The sequence below is a fragment of the Amycolatopsis sp. cmx-4-83 genome (assembly GCF_046548815.1).
GTDB classification, from domain to species: Bacteria; Actinomycetota; Actinomycetes; order Mycobacteriales; family Pseudonocardiaceae; genus Amycolatopsis; species Amycolatopsis pretoriensis_A.
Window position 1 is genome coordinate 122,078 of sequence record NZ_JAEBEF010000016.1, and the last position, 26,031, is coordinate 148,108.

Sequence of the window (26,031 nt, forward strand, 5' to 3'; positions counted from 1 at the left end):
ACGTGGGCCGGCGAAACCGCCGAAAGTACTGCTGACCGGCCCCGTTCGGGGCTCGACACCGGACGGCGGGGCGGCGACACTAAGCCGATGACCGGCCTTATCACCGGTAGCCGTGTCCGGCTGCGGCCCGCCGCCGCCCCGGACGCCGCCCGGTTCGAGGAGATCCTGTCGCACCCCGAAGTCGCCCGCTGGTGGGCCGACGCCGAGGAGCCGGTGGCCGCCCAGGTGTCCTACCTGCTGGACCCCGATGAAGGCACCACGACCTACGCCATCGAACACGACGACGTCGTCGTGGGCATCGAGCTCGCGTTCGAGGAAGCGGATCCCCAGTACCGGCACGCCGGCATCGACATCGCCGTGCACCCGGACTGGCAGGGCCGCGGCCTCGGCTCGGCCGCCATCCGCGTGCTGGCCGAGCACCTGTTCACCGTGCGCGGGCACCACCGGGTGGTGATCGACCCCGCGGCGGACAACGAAGCGGCGATCAAGCTCTACCGCTCCCTCGGCTTCCGGCCGGTCGGCCGGATGCGCTCCTACGAACGCGGCCCGGACGGCAGCTGGCACGACGGGCTGCTGATGGATCTCCTGGCCGAAGACCTTGTCCCGACGGCCGCACTCGCCGGGTCGTGAGTACCCCGGCGGTCGCGGCCCGGCAGTTGCGCCGGGTCGCCGTGGCGAGCGCCGTGGGGACCACGATCGAGTGGTACGACTACTTCATCTACAGCACGGCGACGGCCCTCGTGTTCGGCAAGCTCTTCTTCACGACGCTGTCACCCGCTTCCGGTACCCTCGCCGCGTTCGCGACGCTCGGGGTCGGCTTCCTGGCCCGCCCGGTCGGCGGGATCCTCTGGGGCCACTTCGGCGACCGCGTCGGGCGCAAGGCGATGCTGGTGCTGTCGCTGCTCCTGATGGGCGTGGCGACGGTCGGCGTCGGGCTGCTGCCGACGTACTCCGCCATCGGGGTCTGGGCGCCGATCCTGCTGCTGGTCCTGCGGCTCCTGCAGGGCCTGAGCGCGGGCGGTGAGTGGGGCGGCGCCGCGCTGATGGCGGTCGAGCACGCCCCGGAGGGGCACCGCGGGCGCTACGGCGCCTTCTCGCAGATCGGCGTCCCGGCCGGGCTGATCCTGGCGCAGCTGATGTTCTTCGTCCTCGGCCGTTCGCTGACCGACGCGCAGTTCGCGGCGTGGGGCTGGCGGGTGCCGTTCCTGGCGAGCATCGTGCTGGTCGCCGTCGGGCTGGTGATCCGGCTGCGGATCGAGGAGAGCCCGGTGTTCGCGCGGCTGCGGGACGCGGAAGCGCGCAGCAGCCGTCCGATGGCCGACGTCCTGCGCGAGCGGCCGCGGGCGCTGCTCGTGGCCTCCGGCAGCTTCATCGCCAACACCGCGATCGGCTACATCTTCCTGGCGTACCTGCTGTCCTACGGCACTTCGGTGCTGAAGATCGACCGGACCACGCTGCTCGTCGTGGTGATCGTCGGCAGTGTGACGTGGCTGGTGAGCATCCTCGTCACGGCCGCGTGGTCGGACCGCGTGGGCCGCAAACCGGTGTACCTGGCCGGGTCGGTGCTGCTGGTGGTCTGGCCGATCCCGTTCTTCCTGCTGGTCGACACGCGCGCCACCGTGTGGCTGCTGGTGGCGGTGGTGGTGCTCAACGTCGGCCTCGGCGCGACGTACGGGCCGCAGTCGGCGTTGTTCGCGGAGCTGTTCGAGCCGCGCTACCGCTACAGCGGGGCGTCGTTCTCCTACGCGGTCGGCGCGGTGCTGGGCGGCGGCTTCGCGCCGCTGATCGCGACGGCGCTGCAGACGTCCACGGGGACTTCGCTTTCGGTGTCGCTCTACCTGGTGGGGGTGGCGGTGCTGAGCCTCGTCGCGGTGCTGTTCATCCCGCGCTCACAGCCGGTCTAGGCGGACGGCGGCGGCCATCCGCTCGTAGCCCGCGTCGCCGGGGTGCAGGTGGTCGCCGGAGTCGTAGGCCGGCAGCAGGGTGAGCGGGTCGGCCGGGTTGCGCACCGCCGCGTCGAAGTCGGCGACGGCGTCGAAGACCCCGCTGGTGCGGATGAACGCGTTCACCGCCTGGCGGGTCGCCTCGAGCGTGTCGTCGTAGACGCGCCAGCCCTTGAACGGCGTGAGCGTGGCGCCGACGACCCGGATGCCGCGCGCGTGCGCCTGCGCCACCAGCTGGCGGTACGCCGAGGTGATGGCGTCCGGGTCGGTCTGGTGCGGGGCCTGCTGGATGTCGTTGATGCCTTCCAGCACGATGAGCGTCCGCACGCCGCCGACGCCGAGGACGTCGCGGTCGAACCGGGAAAGCGCGTTCTGGCCGGCGCCGGAGCCGGGGACGTCGAGCAGCAGCCGGTTGGCGCTGATGCCCGCGTTCAGCACGCCGAACCGGCCGTGCAGCCGGTCGGCGAGGTAATCCGGCCAGCGGTGGTTCGCGCCGGCCTGCGAGCCGACGCCGTCGGTGATCGAATCGCCGAGCGCGACGATCGAGGCCTCGGCGCCGCCCTGGACGTCGACGCCGGAAACGTAGTGCCACACGGAAGTCTGCTCGGTGTAGGGCGCGCCGGACTCGCTGCCGGCGAAGTCGCCGGCCCGGGTGAAGTACGACGTCTGCGCCGCGGCCGGGTGGTAGGTGACGGGCCCGGACTTCGTGGGCACGTAGGTCGTCACGAGCAGGTTGGCGTCGGCGGGCACCCGCAGTTCGGCCGGGTCGCTGAGCGCTTCGGCGCCCGCGGGCACGACCACGCTCGGCGCACCGCCGAACGTGAGGGTCCGCAGTGAGCCCGGCACTGCGTCCGGGCCGGTGCCCTGCACCGCGATGGTGACGTGCCCGAAGGTGAGGGGAGTGGCCCCGAAGGCGTTGGAGAGGTGGACGCGGGCCCGCCCGCCGCCGGTGCTGCTGTGCACGACGTTGCGGATCGAGAAGCCGGGGTAGCCGTCCGGCGTGTTCGCGACGGCGGACGCGGGCGCCGCGGCCCAGGTCCCGACCCAGCCGCCGACGGCGTGCTGCGCGAGGTTCGGGAGAGCGCTTTCCGGATTCGCGCTGCCCGCCGATGTGAGGAGTCCGAACCCCGCCAGGATCGCCGCGCTCACGGCCAGAAAGCGTCGCATGCACTCACGGTGTCGCCACTGCGCCGAGCCAGGGACCGCTGATCAGGTGAGTGCACCGGACAAGATCCCGGACAGCGAGGGGCGGGCCCGTCCGGGATTCTGGGGATGCCGGACGGGCCCGCGCGAGGTGGCCGTTGCCGCGACGGCCGCTCGCCGGGGTGACCCGGTCCCGATCGGGCGGAGGCTGGCCCGGATCGTTGCATCGTGGCAACCCCGGAGGGCGGTGCGAGACGCCCTCACCCCAAGCACGGCCCCCGGCCCCGCGCGGTTCACCCCGCCCGCCGATTTCTCGCACCGCGCCGCCGGTCCCCGCCGCCGCCCGCTGCCCGGAACGCCGTGAAGGCCACCTTCAGGAACTTTCCCGTTCCTCAAGGTGGCCTTCACGAAGTACGCGCGGGAGCGGTCGAAGCTCAAGCGGCGGCGGGAAAGCCGCCGAGGGCGTGGTGACCGGCGTCGGTCAGTTCCGCCGGGGCCCACTGGCCGGGCGACGGCGTGCCGACCGCGCGGACCAGTCCGGCGTGGGACAGGTCGTGGGCGGTGTTCTGGTCGCAGCACGGCAAACCGTCCACGCGGAGGTCGGGTTCGCAGCTGCAGCGGAGCTCGGCGCGGCCCTGGGCGATCGCCTTGAGCATGGCGATCGCGCGGTGGCTCAGCGCGTTCGGGTAGGGGGACATCGGTCTGGCCTTTCGATGCGGCTGGGTCTCGGCGCGAGTGCTGCAGCTCGTCACTGAGGACTACGCGCCGGACGTGAGCCAGGTTCAGTTCGATCGCCTCTTGACACCGGGAGACCCAGCGAGCAGGGTCAGTCATCGGATGAATCAGCTTCGCCAACGACAGATCGGCCAACCAGGGGCGAACTCTGTCGCAATTCCGCCGTAGTCATCCGATCCCTGGAGGTTCAGTGACGACCTTCCCCCGCCGGCACGCCCTCGGCATCGCCCTGGGTGGTGCCGTGGCCCTGAGTGCCGCCGGCCTGACCCCGGCCGGTGCCGCGATCCCCGTGGACGCCGCACCCGACCGGCCGGACACCCCGATCGTCCCGCCGCCGCCCCCCGTTCCCGTCGCGCTCGACGCGTGGTTCACCAACGACGGCATCGACAGCGCGTCGGCCGCCGGTGGCGACTTCGACGGGTCCGGCTACACCTTTCCGGCCGAGCACGTGCCCGCCGGGCAGACCGCCACCGTCGGCGGGGTGCCGTTCAAGCTCGGCTCCGCGGCCGCCGGCGCGAAGAACAACATCGCCGCCACCGGTCAGCGGCTCGACCTGCCGAAGGGCCGCTACTTCGTCGCGTACTTCCTGGTCGCGGCCAGCTACGGCACCACCGGCGGCACGGCGACCGTGCACTACGCCGACGGCACCACGAGCACCGGCTCCCTCTCCGGCCCCGACTGGTACACCGGCAGCGGCGCGCTCGTCTCGCCGTTCCGCTACGCACCCGGCGGGGTCGTCGACAACAACCCCGTATCGCTCGCTACCGGCCAGGTCTGGGTCGACCCGGCCCGCGAAGCCGTCGCGCTCACGCTGCCCACGACCGCCGACCCCGCCCCGAACGTCGCCAGCCTGCACGTCTTCGCGCTCACCCTGCAGCCGGTCGCCGTGGGCCGCTCGGCCCTCGTCCTCGACGGCCGGTCGAGCGCGAACCTCCTCACCGACGGCGGCCCGCAAGCCGCCGAAGCGACCATCGTCAACGCCGGCACAGTCTGGCTCGGTGCGCGCGACGACGTCACCGTCACCGTCGACGTCCCCGGCGGCCGGACCACCGTGCCGGCGACCATCCGCGCGCTGGCGCCGGGCGAGCAGGCGACGGTCCGGCTCGGCCTCGCGCCGAACCCGTCCGTGCCACCCGGCACGACGACCCACGGCCAGATCCGCGTCACCGCCGGCCGCGGCACCCTCGCGACGCAGCAGGTCCCGATCACCCTCGGCGTCCCGGACTTCCGGCCGACCGACGCCTCCCTCGCCACCCACCGGGCGCCGTACTGGTTCAACGACAGCAAGTTCGGCATCTTCATCCACTGGGGCGTCTACGCCGTGCCTGCCTGGGCGCCGGTCGGCCAGCAGTACGCCGAGTGGTACTGGCAGAACCAGCAGGACCCGAACGGCGCGACCTACGCCTACCACCGGGAGAAGTACGGCGAGAACTTCGCCTACGACGACTTCATCCCGATGTTCACCGCGGCGAAGTTCGACCCGCGCACGTGGCTGAACCTGATCGCCGACGCGGGCGCCGAGTACTACGTCCTGACGTCGAAGCACCACGACGGCTTCGCGTTGTGGGACACCAAGGTCAGCGACCGCAATTCCGTGAAGCTCGGCCCGAAGCGCAACATCATCGACGAGCTCTTCACCGCCTCTCGGAAGTACACCCCGCAGCTGCGCAACGGCCTGTACTTCTCGCTGCCCGAGTGGTTCAACCCGGACAACCCGTGGATGGGTCACGCACCGCGCAACCCGTACACCGGCGCGGCGCTGCCCTACACCGGGTACACCGCGGGCAAGGACTTCGTCCGCGACTACCAGGCGCCGCAGGTGCTCGAGCTGATCTCGGAGTTCGACCCGGACGTGCTCTGGTTCGACATCGGCGGCGTCAACGACAGCCGGGCCGTGCTCACCGAGTACTTCAACCGCGCGAAGAACCGCAAGCGCCCCAAGGACGTCACCTACAACGACCGCGGCGGCATCCCGGATCACGACTTCACGACGCCTGAGTACACGACGTACCCGAACACCGTGGTCGCGAAGTGGGAAGCCAGCCGCGGCCTCGACCCGTTCTCCTACGGCTACAACCGCGCGACGCCGGACGACCGGTACATGACGGCGGCGGAGGTCGTCCGCACGCTTGTCGACATCGTGTCGAAGAACGGCAACTTCCTGCTCGACATCGGTCCCGACTTCGACGGCACCATCCCGGCCGTGATGCAGAAGCACCTGCGTGACGCGGGCGCGTGGCTGAAGGTCAACGGCGAAGCCATCTACGGGACGACGTACTGGTCGCGGATGGCCCAGCTCGGCGACCTGCGGTTCACGGTCAAGCAGAACGAGGCGTTCTACGTCCATTCCCTCGCGGCGCCGGGCAGCAGGCTGGTGGTCGGCGCGCCGGTCCCGATCCGCACCGGCGACCGGGTGACGCTGCTCGGCTACCGCGGGAACCTGCACTGGACGGTGGAAAACGGCTCGCTGGTGATCGACGTCCCGGCCGCGGCGCGGCAAGCCAGCCGCTACGCCTGGGTGTTCAAGATCGCCTGGAGCTAGAGGTCGGCGTTCTTGCCGATGTACAGCTCCGCGAACGCCGCGGCCGCGGCCGGGGAACCCAGCAGGCGACGCATCCGGGCTTCCGCGATGCGCGCCGGGAACGGGTTCTCCGCCGCGGCCGCGGTGTGGTGGAAGATGTCCGACAGGCACAGCGAGAACTCCTGGTACTGCCACACCAGCGGCAGGCACGCGGCGGAATACCCGGCCAGCGGCGCGGAGTCGCCCGCGTAGTGCGCCTGGAAGGCCTCCGCGAGCAGGAAAGCGTCGTGCAGGGCCAGGTTCATGCCCTTGGCTGCGATCGGCGCGACCAGCCGCGCCTGCAGTTCTCGCCGGACGCGTTCGTCGGGCCAGTCCGCTTCCGGCTCGCCCGCGGCCGTCTGGAGGGAGAACCGGGTGACGCCGGGCGTGCGGGCCGTGTGCGCGCCGAAGCCGCGCGGGTGGATGCCGGACAGCACGCCGTCGGCGAGCAGCGCCGGCCAGCCGATTCCGTAGTCGTGGTGGGCTTTCACCGTCGATTCCGCCGGCAGGTACCCCTGGGTGACGCCGCGGGCGCCGTCGCAGCCGGCGACGAAGTCGCACTCGATCCGGTGCTCACCGCCCACGCCGGTGTACTGGGCGAGCAGATCGGTCACCAGGAGCTGGCGCGGGTAAACGAAATGCCGCTGCCCGGTGACGTCGCCGTAGCGGAAGGCGTGCCGCTGCCCGGCGAGCGGAATTCGAACTCCGCGTGCCGCGGCGCTCTCGCGACGAGCCGTTCGCCCAGGCCGCGCCGCTCGAGGAGCCCGCGGACCGCCCGCTCCTCGATGAACCCGGCCCGCGGCCGCTGCTCGACGAACGCCCGGCTTTCCCGCTCCAGCAGCACACCGGCGATCCCCGCGCGCCGCAGCAGGTTCGCCACCGTGAGTCCGGCCGGGCCCGCCCCCACCACGGCCACCGCCGTGCGCCTCGCCGCCATGCGCCCGAGGGTCGCGCGAACCGGACGAACCGTTCAGTAGAACTGGCGCAGGGCCGGCCACGCCGTCGACCACGGCTCGGTCAGGGTGCTGCACAGCGAGAGCACGACGCCGTTCTCGTCGTTGTCCACCCCGTCGTCGGTGAAGTGCTTGGCCACCGGGCGGCACCCGGTGATCAGCCGTGACGCGGGCGAACCGCGTTCGAAGCCGCCGACGAGCAGTACCGGGCCGACCAGTCGGTCCGGCGGTGGCCCCCAATCCGCGTAGGACATGTGCGGGGAGTACGGCTGCGGCAGCCCGAGCCCGGGACCGTAGCGTTCGAGGGCCCCGGCTTCCCCGTAGTTCCCGGTGACGATCACCGCCGTGTCCCGCTCGGCGGCCGGGATCCGCTGCCACGCGACCGCCACGCTGTTCGCGAAACCCGGCCAGCCGACCTGCTCGCCGGGTTCCTTGTTCAGCGCCAGCAGGACGCCGTTCAACGCCGGCGGCGGCACCACCGGGAGTCCGATGAGGACGGACACGACCACGCACACCGCGGTGGCCGCGCCGGTGAGCACGCGCCGGGTCACCCGGCCCCGGCCCAGCCACCGCAGCACCGGCTCCGCGCCGAGCGCGACCAGTGGCAGCAGCAACGGGATCGAGTAGTACGGCTTCCCGCCCGCCGCCAGCAGTTCGAGGCAGACCACGGGGTAGGCGATCGTGAGGGCGCGGGCCCAGCGCAGTGCGGGGTCGCGCCACGGCCGGAGGAGGCCGGCGACCCAGACCGGCACCAGCACCGGCGACAGCAGGACCAGTTGCATCGGCACGAACAGCACGCGGTTCTCGGCGCCGTCGTCCGCGCTGATCCCGCCGGCGACGGTCAGCATCGGCCAGCCGTGCGCGGCTTGCCAGAGAACGACGGGTGCGGCGAGCACGACGGCGATCCCGATCCCGGCCGCGAGCCACCAGGTCCGGAACACCCGGCGCGGCCCGGCGACGGCCGCGCCGGCACCGAGCCCGGAGAGCAGGAGCAGCACCAGCCACTTGTTCGCCAGACCGAGCCCGGCGGCGGTGCCGACCGCGAGCCACCACCGGCCGTCGCCGGTGCGCAGCAGCTTCACGCCGGACAGCGCGATCAGCGACCACAGCAGCAGGTCCGCGGAGTTGGTGGCCAGCATGTGCGACACGACCAGGACGTACGACGACAACGCCGTGGCGAGCGCGGTGAACAGCTGGACCCCGCGGCCGGCGCCGAACTCGCGGGCGAGGAGCGCGGCCACGACGACGGTTGCCACGCCCAGCAGGGTCGCGATGACCCGGAGACCGGTGGGCGTCTCGCCGAACAACACGGTCGACGCGCGGGCGAGCCACGGCGTGATCGGCGGGTTGTCGACGTACCCCCAGTCCGGGCGGCGGCCCGCCGCGACGAAGTACAGCTCGTCGCGGTGGAAGCCGTACCGGCCGGACAGCACGGTCAAGACGACCGCCTGGACGGCGACGACGACCCCCACCGGCAGCGCGGCGAACCGCGGCAGCTCCCGACCTGCCCCCATGGCAGCCTCCCCTCGGCGTGCCGGGGATCGTACGCCGGAGATCACGCGGCGGGGAGCGCTCCGACGTACTCGGCGCCGGCGTCCGCGACCAGCTCGGTCAAGGTCTGCGCGCGGCGGATCGGCGTGAAGCGGACCTCGCCGTGCTCGGACACCGTGAAGCCGTGCACGGCCGGGCGGGGGAGCGTGTTGTAGGCGTAGTGCGCGCCGAAGTAGTACGCGCCGGTGTCGTGGGCGACGACCAGGTCGCCGGGTTCGAGCAGCGGCAGCGGCCGTTCGCGCGCCAGGAGGTCGCCCGCGAAGCACAACGGCCCGGCGACGTCCTGCGGCACCCCGGGGCCGGTCTTGGGCGTGCCGTCGGCGTGGTGCGCGGTCAGCCGCAGCGGCCAGTGCTCCGGCTGCAGCACCGTGCGGGCCGCCACCTGCGCGCCGGCGTGCGTCACGGCGATGGGCCGCCCGCCCGCGACCTTCGTGTACTCGACGGCGCTGACCAGGAACCCGCTTCTCGCCAGCAGGGACCGGCCGAACTCGGTGACGAAGCCGTAGCGCCCGTCGGCGAGGGCCGGGACCCGCGCCAGCAGCGTCGAGACGTAATCGGCGTAGGTCGGCCCCGGTTCGTCGGAGGTGAAGTTCACCGGCAGCCCGCCGCCGAGGTCGAGGCTGGTGACCTGCCGGAACCCGGCCCGGTCGTTGATATCTTCGGCCAGCGCGTGCACGGCGGCCACGCCCTCGGCCATCAGCTCGGGCGGGCAGCCCTGCGAGCCGACGTGGACGTGCAGCCGCGTCAGCCACGGGCGCGCGGCGAACGCCTCTTCGATGCGGGCCCGGTTCTCCCGCAGGGGGATGCCGAACTTCGACGTCGAGGTCGCGGTGCTGGTGTCGCCGATCCGGCCCGCGCCGACCTGCGGGTTGATCCGCAGGCCGAGCACCGAGCGCCGGGCGGTGCCGACCAGGGTGTCGAGCCGGGCCAGCTCCTGGAAGTTGTCCGCGTTGACCGCGGTGCCTTCGGCGAGGGCGTGCGCGAGCTCGGCGGTGGTCTTGGCGGGGGAGTCGAGGACCAGCCGCGAGCCGCGGATCCCGGCGGCTTCGGCGACCGCCGTCTCACCGGGGCTCGCGACCTCGGCGTCGACCCCGAGGTCACCGAGGTAGCGCAGCAGCGGCGCGAGGCCGCACGCTTTGGCGGCGACCGTGTGCTGGACGCGGCCGAGGGGCGCGAAGGCCTTCGTCAGGTCTTCGACGGCTTCGCGGATCGCGGCGAGGTCGACGAACCCGGCCATCGGGTCGACGAGGCGGTGGCCGGCGGCGAGGGCGCGGAGCTTGCGTTCGGTGCGGTTCACGCTCCCAGGACAGCGCGACCGGGTGGGGCCGGTCCAAGACTTCGTCCGACTGGAGTCATAGGCCGGTCCTATAGTGGCTGGGTGGACCTGCGCCGATGGCACTACTTCGCCGTGCTTGCCGAGGAGATGCACTTCACGCGGGCGGCGGCTCGGCTGTTCGTGTCGCAGCCGTCGCTGAGCCAGCAGATCCGCGCGTTCGAAGCGGAGCTGGGGGTGGCGCTGCTCGACCGGTCGGGCCCCCGCTTCGCGCTGACGGAGGCGGGCCGGGTCGCGGCGGCGGAGGCCCGCGACCTGCTCGACCGCCTGGACCGCGCCCGCGGCGTGATCACGGCGACCGGCCGCGGCGACACGGGCCGGCTGCGGATCGCCTACACGCGCTCGGCTCCGGGCCCCTTGGCGGGCGACCTGGTGGCGGCGTACCGCGCGCGGTACCCGGACGTCTCCCTGGCCCTGGAGACGGGCTGGACGAGCCTGAACCTGGCCCGGCTGCTCGCGGGCGAGATCGACCTGGGGTTCGTGCGGCCCCCGGTGGACGCGCCGGGCATCGAGGTCACGGTGGTCGGCTCGGAGGAGGTGCTGATCGCCCTGCCATCGGAGCACGCGCTGGCCCGCCGCCGCGGCCGCCTGCGGCGGGAGTGGATCGCGGCGGAGCCGGTGGTGTTCTGGCCGCGCGACAACGGCCCCGGCCAGTACGACGCGATCAGCGGCCAGGTCTGGCCGGGCGGCCTGCCGCCGATCGTGCGCGAGGAACCGGAGGACGAGCAGCTGATCCGCGCGGTCGCGGAGGGCGCGGGCATCGCGGCGGTCCCGGAACACCGGGCACGCGCGCTGAGGCGGCGAGGGGTGGTCCTGCGTCGGCTGACGGACCCGGCCCCCCGGATCGACCTGGGGCTCGCCCGGCGGGCGAGCGCGGTCCCGGCGGTGGTGCGGGAGTTCGTGGCGCTGGCCGGCGAGCCCGTCGCGGAAAGCCGTGGACGCCGTGGTTAGGGTGAGTCGCATGGGGACGATCAGGCAGGTGCAGATCACCTTCGACTGCGCGGAACCCGAGCGCGTCGCGCGGTTCTGGTGCGAGGTGCTGGGCTACGTGGTCCCGCCGCCTCCGCCGGGCTTCGACAGCTGGGCCGACTTCGACCGTTCGCTCCCACCGGAGCGCCAGGGCGCGGCGTTCGCCTGCGCCGACCCGACCGGCGCGGGCCCGCGGCTGTTCTTCCAGCGCGTCCCGGAAGGCAAGGTCGTCAAGAACCGCGTCCACGTCGACGTCCGAGCGGGCACGGGGCTGAAGGGCGCGGAGCGGCTGGCCGCCCTGGAGGCCGAGCGCGACCGGCTGATCGCGCTCGGCGCATCGCACTTCCAGACGCTGTACGCCGACGAGTACAACGAGTCGTGCATCGTGATGCAGGACGTCGAGGGCAACGAGTTCTGCCTGGACTGAACGGATCAGCGGGCGTCGATCGACGCCCGCTCACCCCTCTGTCAGCGCGCTCCCATTCTCTTTTCCCGCGCTGCCATGAGCATGTCCAGGTAATCCGCTTTGGCCGTCGACGACATCGGGACGGACGCCATCCACCGGATCCGGCTCTCGTTGATCACGATCTTGTTGAACTCGACCTCCGTGGGGGAACCGTCTCCCTCGGCCGGCCGGCTGACCACGGGGTAGTCGAGTACCACGCCCCGGCGTCCCTCCGTACCGGGCTCGTCGGTGAACGAGCCGAGCAGACCTTCCACCACCGACTCGTCCTCGAGTACGGCTTTGATGAAGATCGCCGGCCTGCCGTCATCCCCCGTCGGACCACCGGCCGGGGTGACCGGCAGGTCCGCGTCGTAGTCGACGAGCGTGAACCAGTCGGAGCGGTGACGATGCTCCCCCTGGCCTTCCGGCGATGGGAACCACCGCAACGCCACGCCCCAGGCGGCGGCGATCGTGACGATCATCGCCACACCCACGGTCACCAGCACCTGAACGGGCTGCGCACGCAAGGCGACCGCTTGGTCGGCGATCAGCAATCCCGTGTTCAAATGCCAGGCAAGCCCGGACAGCGCTATCGCGGCCGTGAGGAAAGGCAGGTGGAACACCACGCTGACCACGGCGAGATCCGCCAGTTCACGAAGCGTCGACCTCGACCGTGGCGGGGAACGCCGCTCGCGCACTCGAACCCAGGCCAGGCCAGGGCCGATGACGAGCAGGAACAGCACGAACGGCAGTGGTGACGTCGGCACGGTCAGTGGTCCTGCCGAACCTGTGATTCGTCGCCGGGCTCATCCGAGGGCGCCGGATCGGCATCCTCGACGTCCAAGATGCGGCTGACCCCGGAAGGTGGTGAATCCCGTCTGCTGCCGAACCCGCCGTAATTCGTGATGGCGTGCTCTCCACCCCAGCCCGCGAAGTCCGGCTGCGCCAGGTCGGTCTGATCGCTCTCGTGCTCGGCCATCCGTCAATTGTGCCTCAAGGGCCGTACCGGCCCGGCGGTCATCGACGTCGATATCCGCGGACGCACTCGGCAGCAACGCACTTGGATCGATCATGCCTCCGTAGGAGATAGCGGTCTTGCCGAACCGTTGATCAGCATTCGACGCTGGTGCGGCGTCGGTCCTAGGCGTCGCCGAGGGCGTGGCGGACCGCCGTCACCACCTGCGGGTGGCCCAGCGGGAGCGGCGGCGGTACCCGGTCCTCCTCGGTATCGCTACTCGACCCCACCACCCGCACGACCGTCCCGGCCTCCCGCAGCTTCGCGATGACGCCCTCGTGCTCGGACAGCCACGCTTCGTTCGCCGCCATCGCGTCGGCGGACGGGAGGAACGCGTCCGAGGCCGGGTCGACCAGGAGGAGCTGGGACGCCGCGCCCGGGTGGCGTTCCACCAGCTGGAGGGCCTCCGCCGCGAACGGGCCGCTCGCCACGACCGTGATGTCCGGGTCGGCTGGGCCCTGGTCGCCGAGGAGGTCGTCGGCTTCGGTGAGGGCGCCGCCCGCCGGGAGGCGGCACCAGAAGATCGCGCGCTTGTCCGACAGGGGCCGCCAGCTGCCCGGCAGCTCGTCGTGCCGCCCGGCACCCGCCGGGTCGAGGACGATCACCTTGGCGCCCGAAGGGTCGCCGGCGAGCACGACGGACGGGCCTTCGGAACGCGAGAGTTCGGCGGGCATCAGGAATCCTTTCCACGACGGGGGAGCTCCGGAGAGTCGGTGTCGAGCGGCACGGACCCCGACCGGACGAGTCCCAATTGGACGGTCTGGCGGCCGGTCAGCCGCTCCAGGAGCCAGTCGGCGGCCGTGCGGACCCGGTTCCCCGGCATCGCCATCAGGTGGTACGCGCGCGTCACGGCCTTCGCCGGGAGGCCGGACAAGGGAATGTGCAACGGGTTCGCCGCGGCCGCGCCGGCGCCGAGGTCGACGACGAAGCCGAGGTCGTGGTGGCGGTAGGTGCCGGCGCGGCCGTAGCCGAGCGACGCAGCCACGTTGCGGCCGGCCAGCTTGCCCTGCCGCTCGGCGTGCTGCGCGGTCATCGCGGTGTACTCGCCGGGGCGGGTGAGGTCGGGGACGGCGGCCGCGTCGCCGCAGGCGAACACGTCGTCGCGGCCCGGGACGTTCAGCCGCTCGGTGACGACCAGCCTGCCCTTCGCCGTCTCGAGGCCGATTCCGGCCACCAGCGGGTCGGGCCGCACGCCGACGCACCACACGAGCGTTCGGGTGGGCACCGACTCCCCGTTCGTCAGCGTCACGCCCTTGCCGTCGGCGTTGTCCACCGACGTCTTCATCAGCACTTCGACGTCGCGGGCGCGCAGCACCTGGTCGGCGGTCCGCCCGAGCCGCCGGTCCAGTTCGGGCAGCACCCGCTCGGCGACGTCCAGCAGCAGCCAGCGGATCCGCTGCCCGGCGAGCTCGGGGTGGCGCGCGGCGAGCGCGGCGGTGAACGCGGGGCCCTGCGCGGCCACCTCGGTGCCGGTGTAGCCCGCGCCCACCACCACGAACGTGCAGCGCGCGTCGCGCTCGGCCGGGTCTTCCGCGGCCGCGGCGAGCTCGATCTGCCGCGTGATGTGGTCACGCAGGTACAGCGCTTCGGGCACCCCGCGGAAGCCGTGCGCGTATTCGGGGACGCCGGGGATCGGCAGGAGCTTGTTCACACTGCCCGCGGCCAGCACCAGCCGGTCGTAGCGGATCCGGTGCTCGCCGTCCTCCGGGTCGGTGTAGGCGACCGTGCGGTCGTCGAAGTCGACGCCGGTCGCGGTCCCCAGCACCAGGCGCACCCCGGCCAAGGTCTCGGGGATCGACACCGCGACCCGCCGCGGGTCGAGGATCCCGGCGGCCACCTCCGGCAGCAGCGGCAGGTAGAGGAAGTAGTCCGTCGGGTTGAGCAAGACGACTTCGACGTCTTCGCCGGCTTCCTTCCGGAGGCTCTTCGCCGCGTTGTACCCGGCGAAACCGCCGCCGACGATCACGACACGCATGGATCCCCTTTCTTCGCCCGGATTTCGTCCTTCGTCGATTACCCGAGGCCGGAGCGGGGAAACCCGCGGGGTTGACCTCCCGGCCCAGGGGCGTACGGTCAGGGGGTTGGCTGTTGTTCAGACACGTGCTCCGGTCAGCGCCCCAAGCTGCGAAAGGGAGCGCCATGCACGACATCTTCCGAACCGTTCACGAACCCGGCGGCTTGACCGCCACCATGACCGAGCGCCCGGGCGGGGTCCGCGTCGTCACCCTGGTGGGCGACATCGACGCCGCCACGGTCCACACCCTCGACGAAGCACTGGCCACCGGCGAGCGGGTCGTCGTCGACCTGACCCGGGTGGCGTTCCTCAGCTGCGCCGGCGTCCGTTCGCTGCTGCAGGCGAACGACCGCACCGACCTCGCCCTCGTCGTCGGCGGCCACGCCGTGACGCGTTCGCTGGAAGCGACCGGCGCCGACCTGGTGCTGAAGGTCCACCCCCGCGTGGGGGCCGCGCTCGTCGGCCTCACCCCCGAAGCCGGCCGGGAGGCGTGACCGCCGGACGGCCACCCCTCCCGCCGTCCACTGTGGACTCGGCCGGGACGGGTCAGTCGTCCGGCCATTCGCCGGTCGCCTTGCGGTAGCCGACGGCACCCGCTCGTTCGGTGGCCGCCTTGACGGCGGCGAAGATCGCGCCCTGCACCGCCGCCGCGATGATCACCTGCTGCCAGGTGTAGTCGCGGTCGGTGGCGTCGGGCGCGTCTTCTTCGCCCGCCACGCGCTTCCAGACCTGCTTGAACGCCTGGCCGGCGAGAACGCCGCCGAGCGCGCCGACCATCCAGCTCAGCGGCTTGTACAGCACCTTGTTCACGAGTCGTTCCTCCGTCGCAGGATCAGGCGGATCACGATCACCAGGCCGAGCACGCCGGCGAACACCGGCACCGGGTTGGCGCGGACCGCGTCGGCGCCCCGGCGGAACTTGACGGCGGTCGGCGCGTTCGTCACGTCGGCGACCTTCGCGGTCGCCACGTCGAGCTTCTCGTCGACGTTTTCCTTGACCCGGCTCTTGACGTCGAGCTTGTGCCCGAGCGCTTCCAGCGTTTCGGTGAGCTCTTCCCGGGTGGTGTCCCGGTCGAGCCGCGCCTCTTCGGCGTTCTTCGGGAAGTCGCCGCTCATGCCCGCACCCCCTGCTTCACGGTGTCCACGTCTTCGCGGACGCCGGTGATCGCTTCTTCGGGCACCGGCGGCACCGCCTGCGTCACTTCCTTCTTGCCCACCAGCGCGGCGATCCCGGCGATGACGAACAGCGCGACCGCGACGATCACCGCCGCGAGCCAGCCGGGCACGACCAGTGCGAGCGCCAGCACCGCGGCCGCGACCAGCGTGCCGGCGCCGAACAACGCGAACAGGCCCGCCGCGCCGAACAACCCGGCGCCGACCCCCATTTTCTTGCCCTTGCGCTGCAGTTCGAAGACCGCGAGCCGCATTTCGTCCCGGACCAGCCGCTTGACCTCGTCGGTCAGGTCCGTCACCAGCTGCCCGACGGAACGGTCGGCAGCCGGTTCCTTGTTCACTTCTTCGATCACGGAACACCTCCTTACCTGGCCGCCGTGTACCCGGCCCCGCGCCGGATCAACCACGCCGGGTTTGACCGCGCGAGCGCCGGGTAGCCGATTCGTACCGACCACCGACCAGGAGGAGTGCATGAGCACGATCACCGAAATCGTGGACGTGGAAGTCCCCGTTTCCACCGCCTACAACCAGTGGACGCAGTTCGAGGAATTCCCGCGGTTCATGGAAGGCGTCGAAGAGATCCGCCAGCTCGACGCCACGCACACCCACTGGGTGACGCGGTTCGGTGGCGTGACGCGCGAATTCGACGCGACGATCACCGAACAGCACCCCGACGAGCGGGTCGCGTGGACGTCGGACTCCGGTCCGGACCACGCGGGCGTCATCACGTTCCACCGCTTGGGAGACGCGCACACGCGGGTGACCGCGCAGATGGACATCGACCCGGAGGGCTTCGCCGAGAACGTCGCCGACAAGCTGGGCGTCCTCGACCGCCGGGTGAAGGGCGACCTCAAGCGGTTCAAGGAGTACGTCGAGCAGCACGGCCGGGAGACCGGCGGCTGGCGCGGTGACGTGGAGCGCCCGGGTACGTAACCCGATCGGGGCGAATCACCCGGCGGGGCGGTGCAGTACCGCCCCGCCGGGTTTCGCGTCCGGGAACGACGGGTAGGCCGCCTCCATGACGACCACCACCGCCGACGTTCCCACCGTCGAACTGAACAACGGCGTGCGGATCCCGCAGTTCGGGTTCGGCGTCTTCCAGATCCCGCCGGAAGAAACCGCCCAGGCTGTGCGGACGGCCCTGGAGGCCGGCTACCGCCACATCGACACCGCGCAGATGTACCGGAACGAAGCGGGGGTCGGCGCCGGGATCGCGGACGCCGGCTTGAAACGCGAAGACGTGTTCGTCACCACGAAACTGGCGAACGACGCGCACGGCCACGACAACGCGATCACCGCGCTGGAAGGCAGCCTGCGGCGGCTCGGCTTCGACCACGTCGACCTGTACCTGATCCACTGGCCCTTGCCGCACAAGGAGAACTACGTCCGGACGTGGCAGGGCTTCGAGGACATCCTGCGCGCGGGCAAGGCGCGCGCGATCGGCGTGTCGAACTTCCAGCCGGCGCACCTCGACCGGCTGGCGGAGGAGACTCCGACCGTGCCCGCGGTCAACCAGATCGAGCTGCATCCCGCGCTGCAGCAACCGGAACTGCGCGCCTATCACCGGGAGCACGGCATCGCGACCGAGGCGTGGAGCCCGCTCGCCCAGGGCGAAGTGCTCGACGACCCGGTGCTCACCGAGCTGGCGGGCAAGCACGAGCGCACGGCCGCGCAGGTCGTGCTGCGCTGGCACCTGCAGCTCGGGAACATCGTGTTCCCCAAGTCCGCGTCACCCGAGCGGATCCGGCAGAACATCGACGTCTTCGGCTTCGAACTGGACGACGAAGACATGAAGGCGATCGGCGAGCTCGACGCCGGCCGCCGCACCGGGCCGGATCCGGACGCTTTCACGGGGTGACCGCGGCGTTTCCCTGAGCGACGCGGCGGGTATCCCTCCGGCAAGGTCCCCCTGGAAGGAGTGTCCGGCATGACCACGAACGCGTATCTGTCGTTCCTCGCGATCGGCGTCGCGCTGGTCCTGATCGACGGGCAGATCATCTACCGCAGCGGCCGCCGGTACCTGGAGAACTCCTACGGCGATCCGGCGGCGGGCGCTTCGATGACCCGCCTGGTCACGGTGCTGTTCCACCTGGCGACGCTGGGTGTGCTGGCCTTGATCTCGACCATCGACATGGGCGAAAGCGACTTGCCGGACGTCGTCGGCCGGCTCGGCGTACTGCTGCTGATCCTGGCGATCGCGCACGCGATCACCCTCGGCGTGCTGGCCCGCATCCGCGGCGAGCAGGAGGTCGAGGCGGTCGTCCAGCGCGGCGGCCGGCAGCAGCGGGTGGAGCCGCAGACCCCGACGGTCACGCCGGTGCCGGGCCAGAACGGCCGGTACCCGGACGTCAGCCCTTCGCTGGAGAACAGGTCCCCGTACTCGGCCCAGTAACCGCCCTCAGCCCTCGCGCCCGGCCGCCGGGAGATCGACCTCGGTGTGCCGGGCCGCGAGCGTTCCGGCCAGGTCGGCGAGTTTGACGTTCAGGTCCTGGGACGCGCGCCGCAGCACGTCGAACGCTTCGTCGGCGCTGATGCCGCGGCGCTGCATCAGGATCCCCTTCGCCTGACCGATGACGTCCCGGCTGTCGACCGCGCGGCGCAGGTGCTCGGCCTCCAGCTCGGCCGTGACGACGGCTTCGGTGTGGGCGAGCGCTAGCGAGGCGTGCGTGGCCAGCAGGAGCGCGGTGTCGATGGCCTGACGGTCGAACGCACCCGGCGTCCGCGAATAGATGTTGAGCGCCCCCGACAGGCGCGGCGGGCGGGCGTCCGGCACCAGCGCCGTCGCCAGCACCGAGTGGTAGCCGTGCCGGGCGGCCCCCGGGCCGAACGACGGCCACCGCGGGTCGCGCCCGACGTCCTGCGACCAGCAGAGGGCCGGGCCGTCCGGGCGCGCTGAATCCACGCAGGGACCTTCGCCGTGGTCGTACTGCAGCAGGTCGAGCTCCACGGCCACCGGGTCGGTCTCGATCGGCGTGTGGAACCGGCCGTCCGGGTCGCGCAGGGTGACGCTGACCAGGTCGGCGTCCGGGACGATAGCGACCGCGGCGCCGACGACGAGCCTGAGCACGCCGCCGACGGTGTGCGTCACGTCCAGCAAGGTCCGCGTGAGGTCGGCGAACTGGCTCGCCAAGGGGCCCGGCGCCGGTTCGCCGTCCTGCCCGAACCAGGTCCGGTCCCGGGCCCATTCCTCTTCGCTGACGCTCATCGGTCCTCACTGTGTCGGTGATCGGTGTGGGGCCCATTCAACCCGATGCCGGCGCGTTCTCGCTCGAGCCCGGCCCGCGCAGGGCGTTTCGGGCGCGGTCGACGAACCCCGGGCCCGGCCACAGCTGCTCGGCGGCCGGCACCCGGTCGGCCAGGTCCGGGTGTGGCAGCGTCGCGGCGGCCTCCCGGGCTTCGAGGACCGCCCGGCCCAATGTGGTCCGCCGTTCGGGGGAACAGCGGCGCCGGACCTCGGTCACGGCAGCGGGCCCTTCCTCGCGGACGTGCCGCCGGACCGCGCGGATCAGCCCGCCCAGCAGCCGCTCGAACCGGACCTCCTGCGGCCCGGCGCCCTCCAGCTCCCGCATCAGCCGCTCCGCTTCGGCGAGGTCGCCTTCGCCGTCGAGGAAGGGCTCTTCGGCGACGGCGTGCCGGACCAGCTGCGCGGTCAGGTGGTCCGCGAGGTCCTTGCGGTTCTCCGGGCTGCCCTGGCCGAGTTCGAGCTCGGTGCACAGCCGGTCGAGTTCCCGGTGGTCGCCGGCGAGGACGATCGTCAGGTCGGTTGCGGGGTGGCTGCCGTTCATGCACGCTCCTGGTCCGGCTGGGAATTTCCGAGACGGATACCCGCTGCTCGCGCGCCGAATCCCGTGTCGGCCGCCGGCGAGCCGGGTATGCCACCGGGAGAACCGGCTTCAGGGAGGACGACCATGGCACCGCCGTCGACGGTGATCGAGCGCGAACGCAAGTACGAGATCGCCGCGGGCAGCGGCGTGCCGCGGCTGATCGGCGTGGCCGGCGTCGCGGCGCAGGACGATCCGGTCGAGCAGATCCTCGACGCTTCCTACTACGACACGGAAACCTTCCGGCTGGCGGCCGCCGGCATCACGCTGCGGCGGCGCGTCGGCGGGCACGACGCCGGCTGGCACCTCAAGCTGCCGGTGTCGGCCGACGAACGGCAGGAGATCCAGCTGCCGCTGGGCGGCGACGCCCGGAAGGTGCCGGGCCGGCTCCGCCGCCTGGTGCGCGCGTACACGCTGGGGGAGAAGCTGGTGCCGATCGCGCACCTGCGCACCGACCGGTTCGCCCACCGGCTGGCCGCCGAAGACGGCCGCACGATCGCCACCCTCACCGACGACCACGTGACCGGCGAGGCGGGCGGGACGGCCGCGCACCTCGACGAGTGGCGCGAACTGGAACTGGAGCTCGACCCGGACACCGAACCTGGCCTGCTCGAGGAGTTCGACCACGCGCTGGCCGGCGCCGGAGCCTCGGCCTCGCCGTGGCCCTCGAAGCTGCGCCGCCTGGTCGGCGACCGCGTCCCGGCGACGCCGCGCCCGGGCAAGAAGCCCTCGGCGGGTGACGTCGTGCTGGCGTCGCTGCGCGCGCACTCGGCCGCACTGCGCCGCGCGGACGTCGGGGTGCGCCTCGACGTCGACGATTCCGTGCACCAGATGCGCGTCGCGGCCAGGAAGCTGCGGAGCACGCTTCGCAGCTTCGGCTCGCTCCTCGACCAAAATAAGACCGCGGGCCTGGCGGCCGAGCTGCAGTGGCTCGGACGGCAGCTGGCCCCGGCCCGGGACACCGAGGTCACCGAGGAGCGGCTGCGCGAGCGGCTCGGCGACGTACCGCCGGAGCTGGTGCTCGGGCCGCTGCGCCAGTTCCTCACCCGCTACTTCGCCCGCGAGGCGGAGGAGGCGCGCACGCGGGCGGTGACGGCGCTGACCGGCAAGCGCTACCTCGCGCTCCTGCGGGAGCTGGACGCGGTGGTCACGGACCCGCCGTGGACCGCGAAGGCGCGCAAGCCCGCGAAGGCCGGACTGCGCAAGCCGCTGCGCAAGGCGGCCCGGAAGCTGACCCGCGCCGAGGCGGCCACCCACGGCCTGGCGGACGAGCAACTGGAGCACGCCCTGCACGACGTCCGGAAGAAGGCGAAGCGGGCCCGCTACGCCGCCGACACCGTGAAGCCGGTGTCGGGCAAGAAGGTGAAGAAGTGGCGCCGGAACGTCAAGGCGGTGCAGCAGACGCTCGGTGCGCACCAGGACACCGTGGTCGGCCGGGAAGTCCTGCGCCACCTCGCGATCGCCGGGCATGGCGAGGGGCAGAACACGTTCACCTTCGGAGTGCTGCACGCCCAGGACGCCGAGCGGGCGGAGAAGCTGCGCAAGCGGTTCGCGACGGAGTGGCGGCGGCTCCGGAAGGGCTGACCGCGTCCCGTCCCGGCCGGCTCGGCCGGGACGGGCTCAGCCTTCGTCGGTCAGCTTGCCGCGCAGCTGCTCGAGGGTCTGCGACAGCAGGCGCGAGACGTGCATCTGGGAGATTCCGACGCGGTCGGCGATCTGGGTCTGGGTCAACCCGCCGAAGAACCGCATGACCAGGATCGCGCGCTCGCGCTTGGGCAGTTCCTGCAGGAGCGGCTGGAGGGCCTCGTGGTTCTCCACCATGGCCATCTCGTGGTCCGGTTCCCCCATCGTGTCCGCCAGCGACAGCGCCTCGGCGTCGTCGTGGACGGGCTTGTCGACCGAGAGCGCCTGGTACGCGTTGCCCGCCATCAGGCCTTCGCGGACTTCGTCGACGTCCAGGTTGAGGTGCTCGGCCAGCTCCGTCGGCGTCGGGGCGCGGCCCAGGCGCTGCGAGAGCGTCGCCGAGCCCTGGCTCAGCGACAGGTGCAGTTCCTTGAGCCGGCGGGGGACGCGCACGGACCAGCCGGTGTCGCGGAAGTGCCGCCGCACCTCGCCCATGATCGTCGGCACCGCGAAGGACAGGAAGTCGTGCCCGCGGGTGGGGTCGAACCGGTCGACGGCGTTGATCAGGCCGATCCGCGCCACCTGGACGAGGTCTTCCCGGGGCTCGCCGCGGCCGGAGAACCGCGTCGCGATGTGCTCGGCGAGCGGCAGCAGCTCGGTGACCAGCTTGCTGCGGACCACGTCCCGCCGCGGGTCGTCCGCCTCGAGGCGGCCCAGCTCATCGAACAGCGGCTCGCAGTGGGCGTATTCATCCGGGCGGTGGAGGACGGTTTTGCGCTCGCCGCTCACGCGCTCGTTCCCGGGTTCAGCACCAGCTCGATCGTGACGATCCCCGCGCCTCCTCCGGGAAGGACGTCGCAGTGCGCGGTCACCGATCGGCTGAGGGTGGTCAGGACGTGCCAGCCGAACGTGCGGTCGCTCGGCGGGCGCGGGTCGCTCGACCGGGTCGAGACGACGACGTGCAGCCCGTCGATCGCGAGCCGGAAGCGGCAGTGCAGCTGCGAGCCGAGCTCGGCGAGCTGGACCAGCTGGGCGCACGCCTCGTCGACCGCCATCTTCGCGTCGGCGATCGCGTCCAAGCCGAAGTCCGCGCGCGAGACGACGCCGTGCGTGAGCATGCGTACCAGGGGGATCTGCTCCGCCATGGCGGGGAGCCGCAGCTCGACGAGCTCGTCGAGCATCTCGTCGACGGTGGGTTTACCGCCGAACGAGCCACTTCGTGTTTCTTCCATGCTGGAGGTACTACCCATCCGGGCGAATGCCGACACTTGCTGTTCAGGGGTTTCGGAGTGGTCCATCGGGCTCGACGTCACCGGCCGAGCGCCCGTTCGAGTTCCTTCTTGGTCATCTTCGAGCGGCCGTCGATGTTCTTCTTCTTGGCTTCGTTGTACAACTGGTCCTTCGTGGGGCCGCCGGGGCCCTTGCGGTTGCCGGAACGCTCGCCGCCGCGCTGCTGCGGGGACTTGTCCTTGACCGAGGTCCGGCTGGCTTCCCGGGACTCGCCCGACTGCGCGCGGTTCTTGTTCACGGTGCGGGCCGCGATCTCCTTGGCCCGCCCGGTGCTCGCGCCGCGGTCCTCGGCCGAGTCCTTGATGTGCTCGTACTGGCGTTCACGCTTGCCGCTCCACGACTGAGGCATGGCAGCTCCCTTCCTGGCGCGAGATGGGTACCCGGGTGATCACCGGGTAAACGTCATCTTCGCGTGGTTACCCACCGCATCGGCCGGGTACGCGACGGGCTGACCGAGAGGAGGCGCCGATGCGGATCGGCTACACCCTGATGACCGAGCAGACCGGGCCGAACGAACTGGTCCGGTTCGCCGCCGGTGCGGAAGCGGCCGGCTTCGACTTCGAGGTGATGAGCGACCACTACTCGCCCTGGCTGGCCGAGCAGGGGCACGCGCCCTACGCGTGGAGCGTGCTCGGCGCGGTCACCCAGAGCACCGAGCGCGTCGAGCTGATGACCTACGTGACCTGCCCGATCATGCGGTACCACCCGGCCGTGGTGGCGCAGAAGGCGGCGACCGTGCAGGCGCTCTCGGCCGGCCGGTTCACGCTCGGGCTCGGCGCCGGCGAGAACCTCAACGAGCACGTCGTCGGCCGCGGCTGGCCGCCGGCCAACGTCCGGCACGACATGCTCGCCGAGGCCGTCCAGATCATCGGCGGCCTGTTCGACGGCGGGCACTTCGACTACGAGGGCAAGCACTTCCGCGTCGACTCCGCGAAGCTGTGGGACCTGCCGGAGAAGCGGACGCCGGTCGCCATCGCCGTGTCCGGCTCGCAGTCGGTCCGCCGGTTCGCCCCGGTCGCCGACGCGATGATCGCCGTCGAGCCGAAGGTGGAGCTGTCGCGGGAGTGGGACGCGACCAGGCTCGGGCCGCCGACCCGCAAGATCGCGCAGCTGCCGATCTCGTGGGGTCCCGACCGCGAGGCCGCGGTGAAGCGCGCGCACGAGCAGTTCCGCTGGTTCGCCGGCGGCTGGAAGGTCAACGCCGAGCTGCCCGGCCCGGCCGGGTTCGCCGGGGCGACGCAGTTCATCCGCGAGGAGGACGTCGCCGGCTCGATCGCGTGCGGCCCGGACGTGGAACCGATCGTCGAAGGCGTCCGCGAGTTCGAGAAGGCGGGCTTCACCGACGTGGCGCTCGTCCAGATCGGCGGTGACCAGCAGGAGGGCTTCCTCAACTTCGCCGAGAAGGAACTGCTGCCGGCGCTGCGCGGCTAGCGAGCGGGCTCGGGAGCGGGCGCGGGTCCGGCCTCGGTGAGCCGCCGGTCCGCGCCCGTCACCCGCAGGGCGCGGCGGACCGCCGCGCTGGTCCCGGTGACGACGAGCAGTTCGGTGCCACGCTGCTCGGCCTCGAGCGCGGCGTGGAGCAGCACCCGCACGCCCGCGACGCCGAGGAAGTCCACTTCGGACAGGTCGACGGCGAGCTGCTCCGGCGCCGCCCACAGCCGGTCGGTGAGCAGGGCGCCCAAGTCGCCGGCGGTCGCGCTGTCGAGGTCGCCGCGCACGGTGACGCGGACGGTGTGCGGGGCGGGCCACGTGGTGCGCAGCCGCAGGGCGGGACATCGGGCTCGGGGAGCGTTCATCGCGGTTCGCCGCCGTCCTGGCGCGGCCGGGCGCCGCGCCCTCGAAGGGGTTCGGGGCCGGCTGCTGGTTGAACCGTCCCCGAAGCCTTGACCAGGCGTGAGCGGCCCGCAACCGCCGTTGCTCCGAACGGGCGCGTGCCGCGCCGAGGCGGTGACCGCTCGTGCCCGCGCTGATCGTGATGCAGTAATCTCGCGCTGGACCCGTTAAAGCGCTAGCGGCCCACTAGTGGCGCGCGCCCGGGTCCTCCCTGGTCTTGAGCGCCCTGAACAGAGGATGGGGGGCGTCGACCAGATGACGGGCGGCCACGAGCAGCTCACCGCGCGGCTGGACGAAGTCACGGTCGCGATGGAATCGCTGACCGCGATGCTGGACACCGAGCTCGACCTCGGCCAGATGTTGCAGGCGGTGTGCGACAACGTGGTGCACGTGGTGCCGGGAGCCGACATGGCGAGCATCACCCTGGTGCGCGACGGCGTACCGGAAACGGTGGCCAGCACCGATCAGCGAGCGGTCAACTTCGACCGCGAGCAGTACCGCATCGGCGACGGCCCGTGCCTGCGCGCGGCGGAGACCGGCCAGCCGGTCCGGGTGGGTGTCGGCGCGGTGGGTGATCTGTGGCCCCAGTTCGTGACGTCGGCGGAGCAGCTGGGCGTGGCGAGTTTTCTGGCGGCCCCGCTGACGGTGGACGAGGACATGTCCGGCGCGGTCAACCTCTTCGGCTTCGGCGAGCACGGTTTCAGCGAGCTGGGCACGAAGATCCTGGAGCTGTACACGGCGACGGTGGTGTTCGGCTTGCGCAGCGCGCGCCGGTATTTCGCGGGCCGGGAGCTGGCGGACCAGCTCAACCGGGCACTGGAGACGCGAGCGGTGATCGACCAGGCGAAGGGGATCCTGATGGCGGCGCACCGGATCACCGCGGAGGAAGCGTTCCAGCGGCTGGTGAAGAGGTCGCAGGACGGGAACCGCAAGCTGCACGAGGTGGCGGCGGAGTTCGTGGCAGCGGTGGCAACGACAACGGCTTGAGTGCCGCGCGGCGGTCATGGTTCGGTGGCGGCCGGTGTCCGGCGGGACGGAAGTTGCGGTCCGCGACGTTCCGGCGGGCGGCGGTGGTTCCGGTCGTGTGCGGTGGCAACCGGTGGGTGGCGCTGCCTGGATGGGGTGGATGCCGAGTTTGCGGCGCCCCGGACGGGCACGGGGTTGTTCCCGGCGAGCGGCGATTCCGGCCGTGTGGGGCCGACCGGCAACCCGGCGGGCCGCGGCGATTCCGGCTGTGTGTGGGACCGACCCGGCGACCCAGCGGGCAACGGCGATTCCGGTCGTGTGGGGCCGACCCGGCGGGCGGCGGCGATGGCGACCCGGCGCCCCGGCGAGCGGTGCTGCCTGGGTGGGTGGATGCCGAGTTTGCGGCGCCCCGGACGGGCACGGGGTTGCTCCCGGCGGGCCGCGGCGATTCCGGTTGTGTGCGGGACCGACCCGGCGGGGCGGCGGCGGTTCCGGTCGTGTGGGGCCGACCCGGCGACCCGGCGGGCGGTGCTGCCCGGCTGAGGTGGATGCCCAGTCTGCCGCACCCCAGCAGGCGCGGGTCTGTTCCCGCGGCCTCGCGTCGCTGCGCCGTACGCCCGCGGTCCGCGGCAGCCAAGCGGTCACCGCCGGTGGCCGTCCGCATC

At 72.1% G+C, this 26,031-nt stretch carries 31 protein-coding genes; 12 read left to right on the top strand and 19 right to left on the bottom strand.

What is annotated here, in order from left to right; genetic code table 11:
• The first annotated feature begins 87 nt into the window (after positions 1-87).
• A complete protein-coding gene (locus tag ACLJQM_RS40265; protein WP_247022931.1) occupies positions 88-630 on the top strand; it encodes a GNAT family N-acetyltransferase in 543 nt (180 codons plus the stop codon).
• Positions 627-1,904: an MFS transporter gene (locus ACLJQM_RS40270; protein ID WP_410635586.1), complete on the top strand. Its 1,278-nt coding sequence runs from the start codon at positions 627-629 to the stop codon at positions 1,902-1,904. Before ACLJQM_RS40265 ends, ACLJQM_RS40270 begins: the two co-directional genes overlap by 4 nt.
• On the opposite strand, the gene ACLJQM_RS40275 is transcribed toward ACLJQM_RS40270, so the two are convergent.
• Both ACLJQM_RS40275 and ACLJQM_RS40280 read right to left on the bottom strand, forming a co-directional pair.
• Positions 1,890-3,110 (bottom strand): SGNH/GDSL hydrolase family protein, encoded by a 1,221-nt coding sequence (locus tag ACLJQM_RS40275; RefSeq protein ID WP_410635588.1) that lies wholly within the window; start codon positions 3,108-3,110, stop codon positions 1,890-1,892. The genes ACLJQM_RS40270 and ACLJQM_RS40275 overlap by 15 nt on opposite strands.
• 410 nt (positions 3,111-3,520) lie before the next feature.
• Positions 3,521-3,784 (bottom strand): hypothetical protein, encoded by a 264-nt coding sequence (locus tag ACLJQM_RS40280; protein WP_247022934.1) that lies wholly within the window; start codon positions 3,782-3,784, stop codon positions 3,521-3,523.
• 227 nt (positions 3,785-4,011) lie between these two features.
• Here ACLJQM_RS40280 and ACLJQM_RS40285 point away from each other — a divergent pair, with 227 nt between their 5' ends.
• Entirely contained in the window at positions 4,012-6,363 is a 2,352-nt protein-coding gene (locus ACLJQM_RS40285) for an alpha-L-fucosidase (protein ID WP_410635590.1), read from the top strand.
• Here ACLJQM_RS40285 and ACLJQM_RS40290 read toward each other — a convergent pair.
• Genes ACLJQM_RS40290 through ACLJQM_RS40305 form a run of 4 tightly spaced genes read right to left on the bottom strand, consistent with a single transcriptional unit; the run spans position 6,360 to position 10,182 of the window.
• A complete protein-coding gene (locus ACLJQM_RS40290) occupies positions 6,360-6,995 on the bottom strand; it encodes an FAD-dependent monooxygenase (protein WP_410635591.1) in 636 nt (211 codons plus the stop codon). The genes ACLJQM_RS40285 and ACLJQM_RS40290 overlap by 4 nt on opposite strands.
• Positions 6,992-7,318 carry an FAD-dependent monooxygenase gene (locus tag ACLJQM_RS40295; protein WP_410635592.1) on the bottom strand — a complete coding sequence of 109 codons (327 nt, stop codon included), beginning with the start codon at positions 7,316-7,318 and terminating at the stop codon, positions 6,992-6,994. The genes ACLJQM_RS40290 and ACLJQM_RS40295 overlap by 4 nt, the downstream gene beginning before the upstream one ends.
• A 33-nt stretch (positions 7,319-7,351) precedes the next feature.
• Positions 7,352-8,848, bottom strand: a complete 1,497-nt coding sequence (locus ACLJQM_RS40300) for an ArnT family glycosyltransferase (RefSeq protein WP_410635594.1) — start codon at positions 8,846-8,848, stop codon at positions 7,352-7,354.
• A 41-nt stretch (positions 8,849-8,889) separates the two neighbouring features.
• Entirely contained in the window at positions 8,890-10,182 is a 1,293-nt protein-coding gene (locus ACLJQM_RS40305; protein ID WP_410635596.1) for a diaminopimelate decarboxylase, read from the bottom strand.
• 81 nt (positions 10,183-10,263) lie between these two features.
• Here ACLJQM_RS40305 and ACLJQM_RS40310 point away from each other — a divergent pair, with 81 nt between their 5' ends.
• Positions 10,264-11,169, top strand: coding sequence for a LysR family transcriptional regulator (locus ACLJQM_RS40310; protein ID WP_410635597.1), 906 nt, complete (start codon positions 10,264-10,266; stop codon positions 11,167-11,169).
• 10 nt (positions 11,170-11,179) lie between these two features.
• Entirely contained in the window at positions 11,180-11,614 is a 435-nt protein-coding gene (locus tag ACLJQM_RS40315) for a VOC family protein (RefSeq protein ID WP_247022939.1), read from the top strand.
• Positions 11,615-11,655: 41 nt separating this feature from the next.
• On the opposite strand, the gene ACLJQM_RS40320 is transcribed toward ACLJQM_RS40315, so the two are convergent.
• The 4 genes from ACLJQM_RS40320 to ACLJQM_RS40335 form a co-directional block, all read right to left on the bottom strand.
• On the bottom strand, positions 11,656-12,399 hold the full coding sequence (locus tag ACLJQM_RS40320; protein WP_410635599.1) for a DUF6338 family protein: 744 nt from the start codon (positions 12,397-12,399) through the stop codon (positions 11,656-11,658).
• A 2-nt stretch (positions 12,400-12,401) separates the two neighbouring features.
• Positions 12,402-12,611 (bottom strand): hypothetical protein, encoded by a 210-nt coding sequence (locus ACLJQM_RS40325; protein ID WP_410635600.1) that lies wholly within the window; start codon positions 12,609-12,611, stop codon positions 12,402-12,404.
• Between the two features lie 161 nt (positions 12,612-12,772).
• On the bottom strand, positions 12,773-13,321 hold the full coding sequence (locus ACLJQM_RS40330; RefSeq protein ID WP_410635602.1) for a hypothetical protein: 549 nt from the start codon (positions 13,319-13,321) through the stop codon (positions 12,773-12,775).
• Positions 13,321-14,622 carry an NAD(P)/FAD-dependent oxidoreductase gene (locus tag ACLJQM_RS40335; RefSeq protein ID WP_410635603.1) on the bottom strand — a complete coding sequence of 434 codons (1,302 nt, stop codon included), beginning with the start codon at positions 14,620-14,622 and terminating at the stop codon, positions 13,321-13,323. Before ACLJQM_RS40335 ends, ACLJQM_RS40330 begins: the two co-directional genes overlap by 1 nt.
• A gap of 164 nt (positions 14,623-14,786) precedes the next feature.
• Between ACLJQM_RS40335 and ACLJQM_RS40340 the strand changes: the two genes are divergently transcribed.
• Positions 14,787-15,155: an STAS domain-containing protein gene (locus ACLJQM_RS40340; RefSeq protein ID WP_247022943.1), complete on the top strand. Its 369-nt coding sequence runs from the start codon at positions 14,787-14,789 to the stop codon at positions 15,153-15,155.
• Between the two features lie 52 nt (positions 15,156-15,207).
• On the opposite strand, the gene ACLJQM_RS40345 is transcribed toward ACLJQM_RS40340, so the two are convergent.
• Genes ACLJQM_RS40345 through ACLJQM_RS40355 form a run of 3 tightly spaced genes read right to left on the bottom strand, consistent with a single transcriptional unit; the run spans position 15,208 to position 16,186 of the window.
• Positions 15,208-15,471, bottom strand: a complete 264-nt coding sequence (locus tag ACLJQM_RS40345; protein ID WP_247022944.1) for a DUF4235 domain-containing protein — start codon at positions 15,469-15,471, stop codon at positions 15,208-15,210.
• Complete coding sequence (locus tag ACLJQM_RS40350) at positions 15,468-15,776, bottom strand: DUF3618 domain-containing protein (protein ID WP_247022945.1); 309 nt, start codon at positions 15,774-15,776, stop codon at positions 15,468-15,470. The genes ACLJQM_RS40345 and ACLJQM_RS40350 overlap by 4 nt, the downstream gene beginning before the upstream one ends.
• Positions 15,773-16,186 carry a phage holin family protein gene (locus tag ACLJQM_RS40355; protein WP_247022946.1) on the bottom strand — a complete coding sequence of 138 codons (414 nt, stop codon included), beginning with the start codon at positions 16,184-16,186 and terminating at the stop codon, positions 15,773-15,775. The genes ACLJQM_RS40350 and ACLJQM_RS40355 overlap by 4 nt, the downstream gene beginning before the upstream one ends.
• Before the next feature lie 118 nt (positions 16,187-16,304).
• Here ACLJQM_RS40355 and ACLJQM_RS40360 point away from each other — a divergent pair, with 118 nt between their 5' ends.
• The 3 genes from ACLJQM_RS40360 (at position 16,305) to ACLJQM_RS40370 (ending at position 18,225) form a co-directional block, all read left to right on the top strand.
• Positions 16,305-16,766, top strand: coding sequence for an SRPBCC family protein (locus ACLJQM_RS40360; protein ID WP_360770513.1), 462 nt, complete (start codon positions 16,305-16,307; stop codon positions 16,764-16,766).
• 85 nt (positions 16,767-16,851) lie between these two features.
• The gene (locus ACLJQM_RS40365; RefSeq protein ID WP_410635605.1) at positions 16,852-17,691 is read left to right on the top strand and encodes an aldo/keto reductase; all 840 of its coding nucleotides are present in this window, start codon (positions 16,852-16,854) and stop codon (positions 17,689-17,691) included.
• Between the two features lie 69 nt (positions 17,692-17,760).
• Positions 17,761-18,225: a hypothetical protein gene (locus tag ACLJQM_RS40370; RefSeq protein ID WP_410635607.1), complete on the top strand. Its 465-nt coding sequence runs from the start codon at positions 17,761-17,763 to the stop codon at positions 18,223-18,225.
• A 6-nt stretch (positions 18,226-18,231) separates the two neighbouring features.
• Here ACLJQM_RS40370 and ACLJQM_RS40375 read toward each other — a convergent pair whose 3' ends face one another.
• Entirely contained in the window at positions 18,232-19,038 is an 807-nt protein-coding gene (locus ACLJQM_RS40375; protein ID WP_410635608.1) for a GAF and ANTAR domain-containing protein, read from the bottom strand.
• 37 nt (positions 19,039-19,075) lie between these two features.
• On the bottom strand, positions 19,076-19,618 hold the full coding sequence (locus tag ACLJQM_RS40380) for a hemerythrin domain-containing protein (protein ID WP_247022951.1): 543 nt from the start codon (positions 19,616-19,618) through the stop codon (positions 19,076-19,078).
• Between the two features lie 123 nt (positions 19,619-19,741).
• Between ACLJQM_RS40380 and ACLJQM_RS40385 the strand changes: the two genes are divergently transcribed.
• Positions 19,742-21,238, top strand: coding sequence for a CHAD domain-containing protein (locus ACLJQM_RS40385; RefSeq protein WP_410635610.1), 1,497 nt, complete (start codon positions 19,742-19,744; stop codon positions 21,236-21,238).
• A 36-nt stretch (positions 21,239-21,274) separates the two neighbouring features.
• Here the strand turns inward: ACLJQM_RS40385 and ACLJQM_RS40390 are convergent, their stop codons facing one another.
• The 3 genes from ACLJQM_RS40390 to ACLJQM_RS40400 all read right to left on the bottom strand — a co-directional run bounded on the left by ACLJQM_RS40390 (position 21,275) and on the right by ACLJQM_RS40400 (position 22,916).
• Positions 21,275-22,066, bottom strand: a complete 792-nt coding sequence (locus tag ACLJQM_RS40390) for a SigB/SigF/SigG family RNA polymerase sigma factor (RefSeq protein ID WP_410635612.1) — start codon at positions 22,064-22,066, stop codon at positions 21,275-21,277.
• The gene (locus ACLJQM_RS40395) at positions 22,063-22,509 is read right to left on the bottom strand and encodes an ATP-binding protein (protein ID WP_247022954.1); all 447 of its coding nucleotides are present in this window, start codon (positions 22,507-22,509) and stop codon (positions 22,063-22,065) included. The genes ACLJQM_RS40390 and ACLJQM_RS40395 overlap by 4 nt, the downstream gene beginning before the upstream one ends.
• Before the next feature lie 77 nt (positions 22,510-22,586).
• On the bottom strand, positions 22,587-22,916 hold the full coding sequence (locus tag ACLJQM_RS40400) for a plasmid stabilization protein (protein ID WP_410635613.1): 330 nt from the start codon (positions 22,914-22,916) through the stop codon (positions 22,587-22,589).
• 119 nt (positions 22,917-23,035) lie between these two features.
• Between ACLJQM_RS40400 and ACLJQM_RS40405 the strand changes: the two genes are divergently transcribed.
• Positions 23,036-23,998, top strand: a complete 963-nt coding sequence (locus ACLJQM_RS40405) for a TIGR03557 family F420-dependent LLM class oxidoreductase (protein ID WP_410635614.1) — start codon at positions 23,036-23,038, stop codon at positions 23,996-23,998.
• Here ACLJQM_RS40405 and ACLJQM_RS40410 read toward each other — a convergent pair.
• A complete protein-coding gene (locus ACLJQM_RS40410; protein ID WP_410635616.1) occupies positions 23,995-24,363 on the bottom strand; it encodes an STAS domain-containing protein in 369 nt (122 codons plus the stop codon). The two genes, ACLJQM_RS40405 and ACLJQM_RS40410, sit on opposite strands and share 4 nt — an antisense overlap.
• A 292-nt stretch (positions 24,364-24,655) precedes the next feature.
• On the opposite strand from ACLJQM_RS40410, the gene ACLJQM_RS40415 reads away from it, so the two are divergent.
• Complete coding sequence (locus ACLJQM_RS40415) at positions 24,656-25,387, top strand: ANTAR domain-containing response regulator (RefSeq protein ID WP_247025112.1); 732 nt, start codon at positions 24,656-24,658, stop codon at positions 25,385-25,387.
• The last annotated feature ends 644 nt before the right edge of the window (positions 25,388-26,031 follow it).

What these genes read in the sequence shown, in the direction of transcription:
- ACLJQM_RS40265 (WP_247022931.1), top strand. Translation starts at nt 88, where the DNA reads ATGACCGGCCTTATCACCGGTAGCCGTGTCCGGCTGCGGCCCGCCGCC.
- ACLJQM_RS40275 (WP_410635588.1), bottom strand. Translation starts at nt 3,110, where the DNA reads ATGCGACGCTTTCTGGCCGTGAGCGCGGCGATCCTGGCGGGGTTCGGA.
- ACLJQM_RS40280 (WP_247022934.1), bottom strand. Translation starts at nt 3,784, where the DNA reads ATGTCCCCCTACCCGAACGCGCTGAGCCACCGCGCGATCGCCATGCTC.
- ACLJQM_RS40295 (WP_410635592.1), bottom strand. Translation starts at nt 7,318, where the DNA reads ATGGCGGCGAGGCGCACGGCGGTGGCCGTGGTGGGGGCGGGCCCGGCC.
- ACLJQM_RS40300 (WP_410635594.1), bottom strand. Translation starts at nt 8,848, where the DNA reads ATGGGGGCAGGTCGGGAGCTGCCGCGGTTCGCCGCGCTGCCGGTGGGG.
- ACLJQM_RS40315 (WP_247022939.1), top strand. Translation starts at nt 11,180, where the DNA reads ATGGGGACGATCAGGCAGGTGCAGATCACCTTCGACTGCGCGGAACCC.
- ACLJQM_RS40325 (WP_410635600.1), bottom strand. Translation starts at nt 12,611, where the DNA reads ATGGCCGAGCACGAGAGCGATCAGACCGACCTGGCGCAGCCGGACTTC.
- ACLJQM_RS40330 (WP_410635602.1), bottom strand. Translation starts at nt 13,321, where the DNA reads ATGCCCGCCGAACTCTCGCGTTCCGAAGGCCCGTCCGTCGTGCTCGCC.
- ACLJQM_RS40335 (WP_410635603.1), bottom strand. Translation starts at nt 14,622, where the DNA reads ATGCGTGTCGTGATCGTCGGCGGCGGTTTCGCCGGGTACAACGCGGCG.
- ACLJQM_RS40340 (WP_247022943.1), top strand. Translation starts at nt 14,787, where the DNA reads ATGCACGACATCTTCCGAACCGTTCACGAACCCGGCGGCTTGACCGCC.
- ACLJQM_RS40350 (WP_247022945.1), bottom strand. Translation starts at nt 15,776, where the DNA reads ATGAGCGGCGACTTCCCGAAGAACGCCGAAGAGGCGCGGCTCGACCGG.
- ACLJQM_RS40360 (WP_360770513.1), top strand. Translation starts at nt 16,305, where the DNA reads ATGAGCACGATCACCGAAATCGTGGACGTGGAAGTCCCCGTTTCCACC.
- ACLJQM_RS40365 (WP_410635605.1), top strand. Translation starts at nt 16,852, where the DNA reads ATGACGACCACCACCGCCGACGTTCCCACCGTCGAACTGAACAACGGC.
- ACLJQM_RS40370 (WP_410635607.1), top strand. Translation starts at nt 17,761, where the DNA reads ATGACCACGAACGCGTATCTGTCGTTCCTCGCGATCGGCGTCGCGCTG.
- ACLJQM_RS40375 (WP_410635608.1), bottom strand. Translation starts at nt 19,038, where the DNA reads ATGAGCGTCAGCGAAGAGGAATGGGCCCGGGACCGGACCTGGTTCGGG.
- ACLJQM_RS40380 (WP_247022951.1), bottom strand. Translation starts at nt 19,618, where the DNA reads ATGAACGGCAGCCACCCCGCAACCGACCTGACGATCGTCCTCGCCGGC.
- ACLJQM_RS40385 (WP_410635610.1), top strand. Translation starts at nt 19,742, where the DNA reads ATGGCACCGCCGTCGACGGTGATCGAGCGCGAACGCAAGTACGAGATC.
- ACLJQM_RS40395 (WP_247022954.1), bottom strand. Translation starts at nt 22,509, where the DNA reads ATGGAAGAAACACGAAGTGGCTCGTTCGGCGGTAAACCCACCGTCGAC.
- ACLJQM_RS40400 (WP_410635613.1), bottom strand. Translation starts at nt 22,916, where the DNA reads ATGCCTCAGTCGTGGAGCGGCAAGCGTGAACGCCAGTACGAGCACATC.
- ACLJQM_RS40405 (WP_410635614.1), top strand. Translation starts at nt 23,036, where the DNA reads ATGCGGATCGGCTACACCCTGATGACCGAGCAGACCGGGCCGAACGAA.
- ACLJQM_RS40410 (WP_410635616.1), bottom strand. Translation starts at nt 24,363, where the DNA reads ATGAACGCTCCCCGAGCCCGATGTCCCGCCCTGCGGCTGCGCACCACG.
- ACLJQM_RS40415 (WP_247025112.1), top strand. Translation starts at nt 24,656, where the DNA reads ATGACGGGCGGCCACGAGCAGCTCACCGCGCGGCTGGACGAAGTCACG.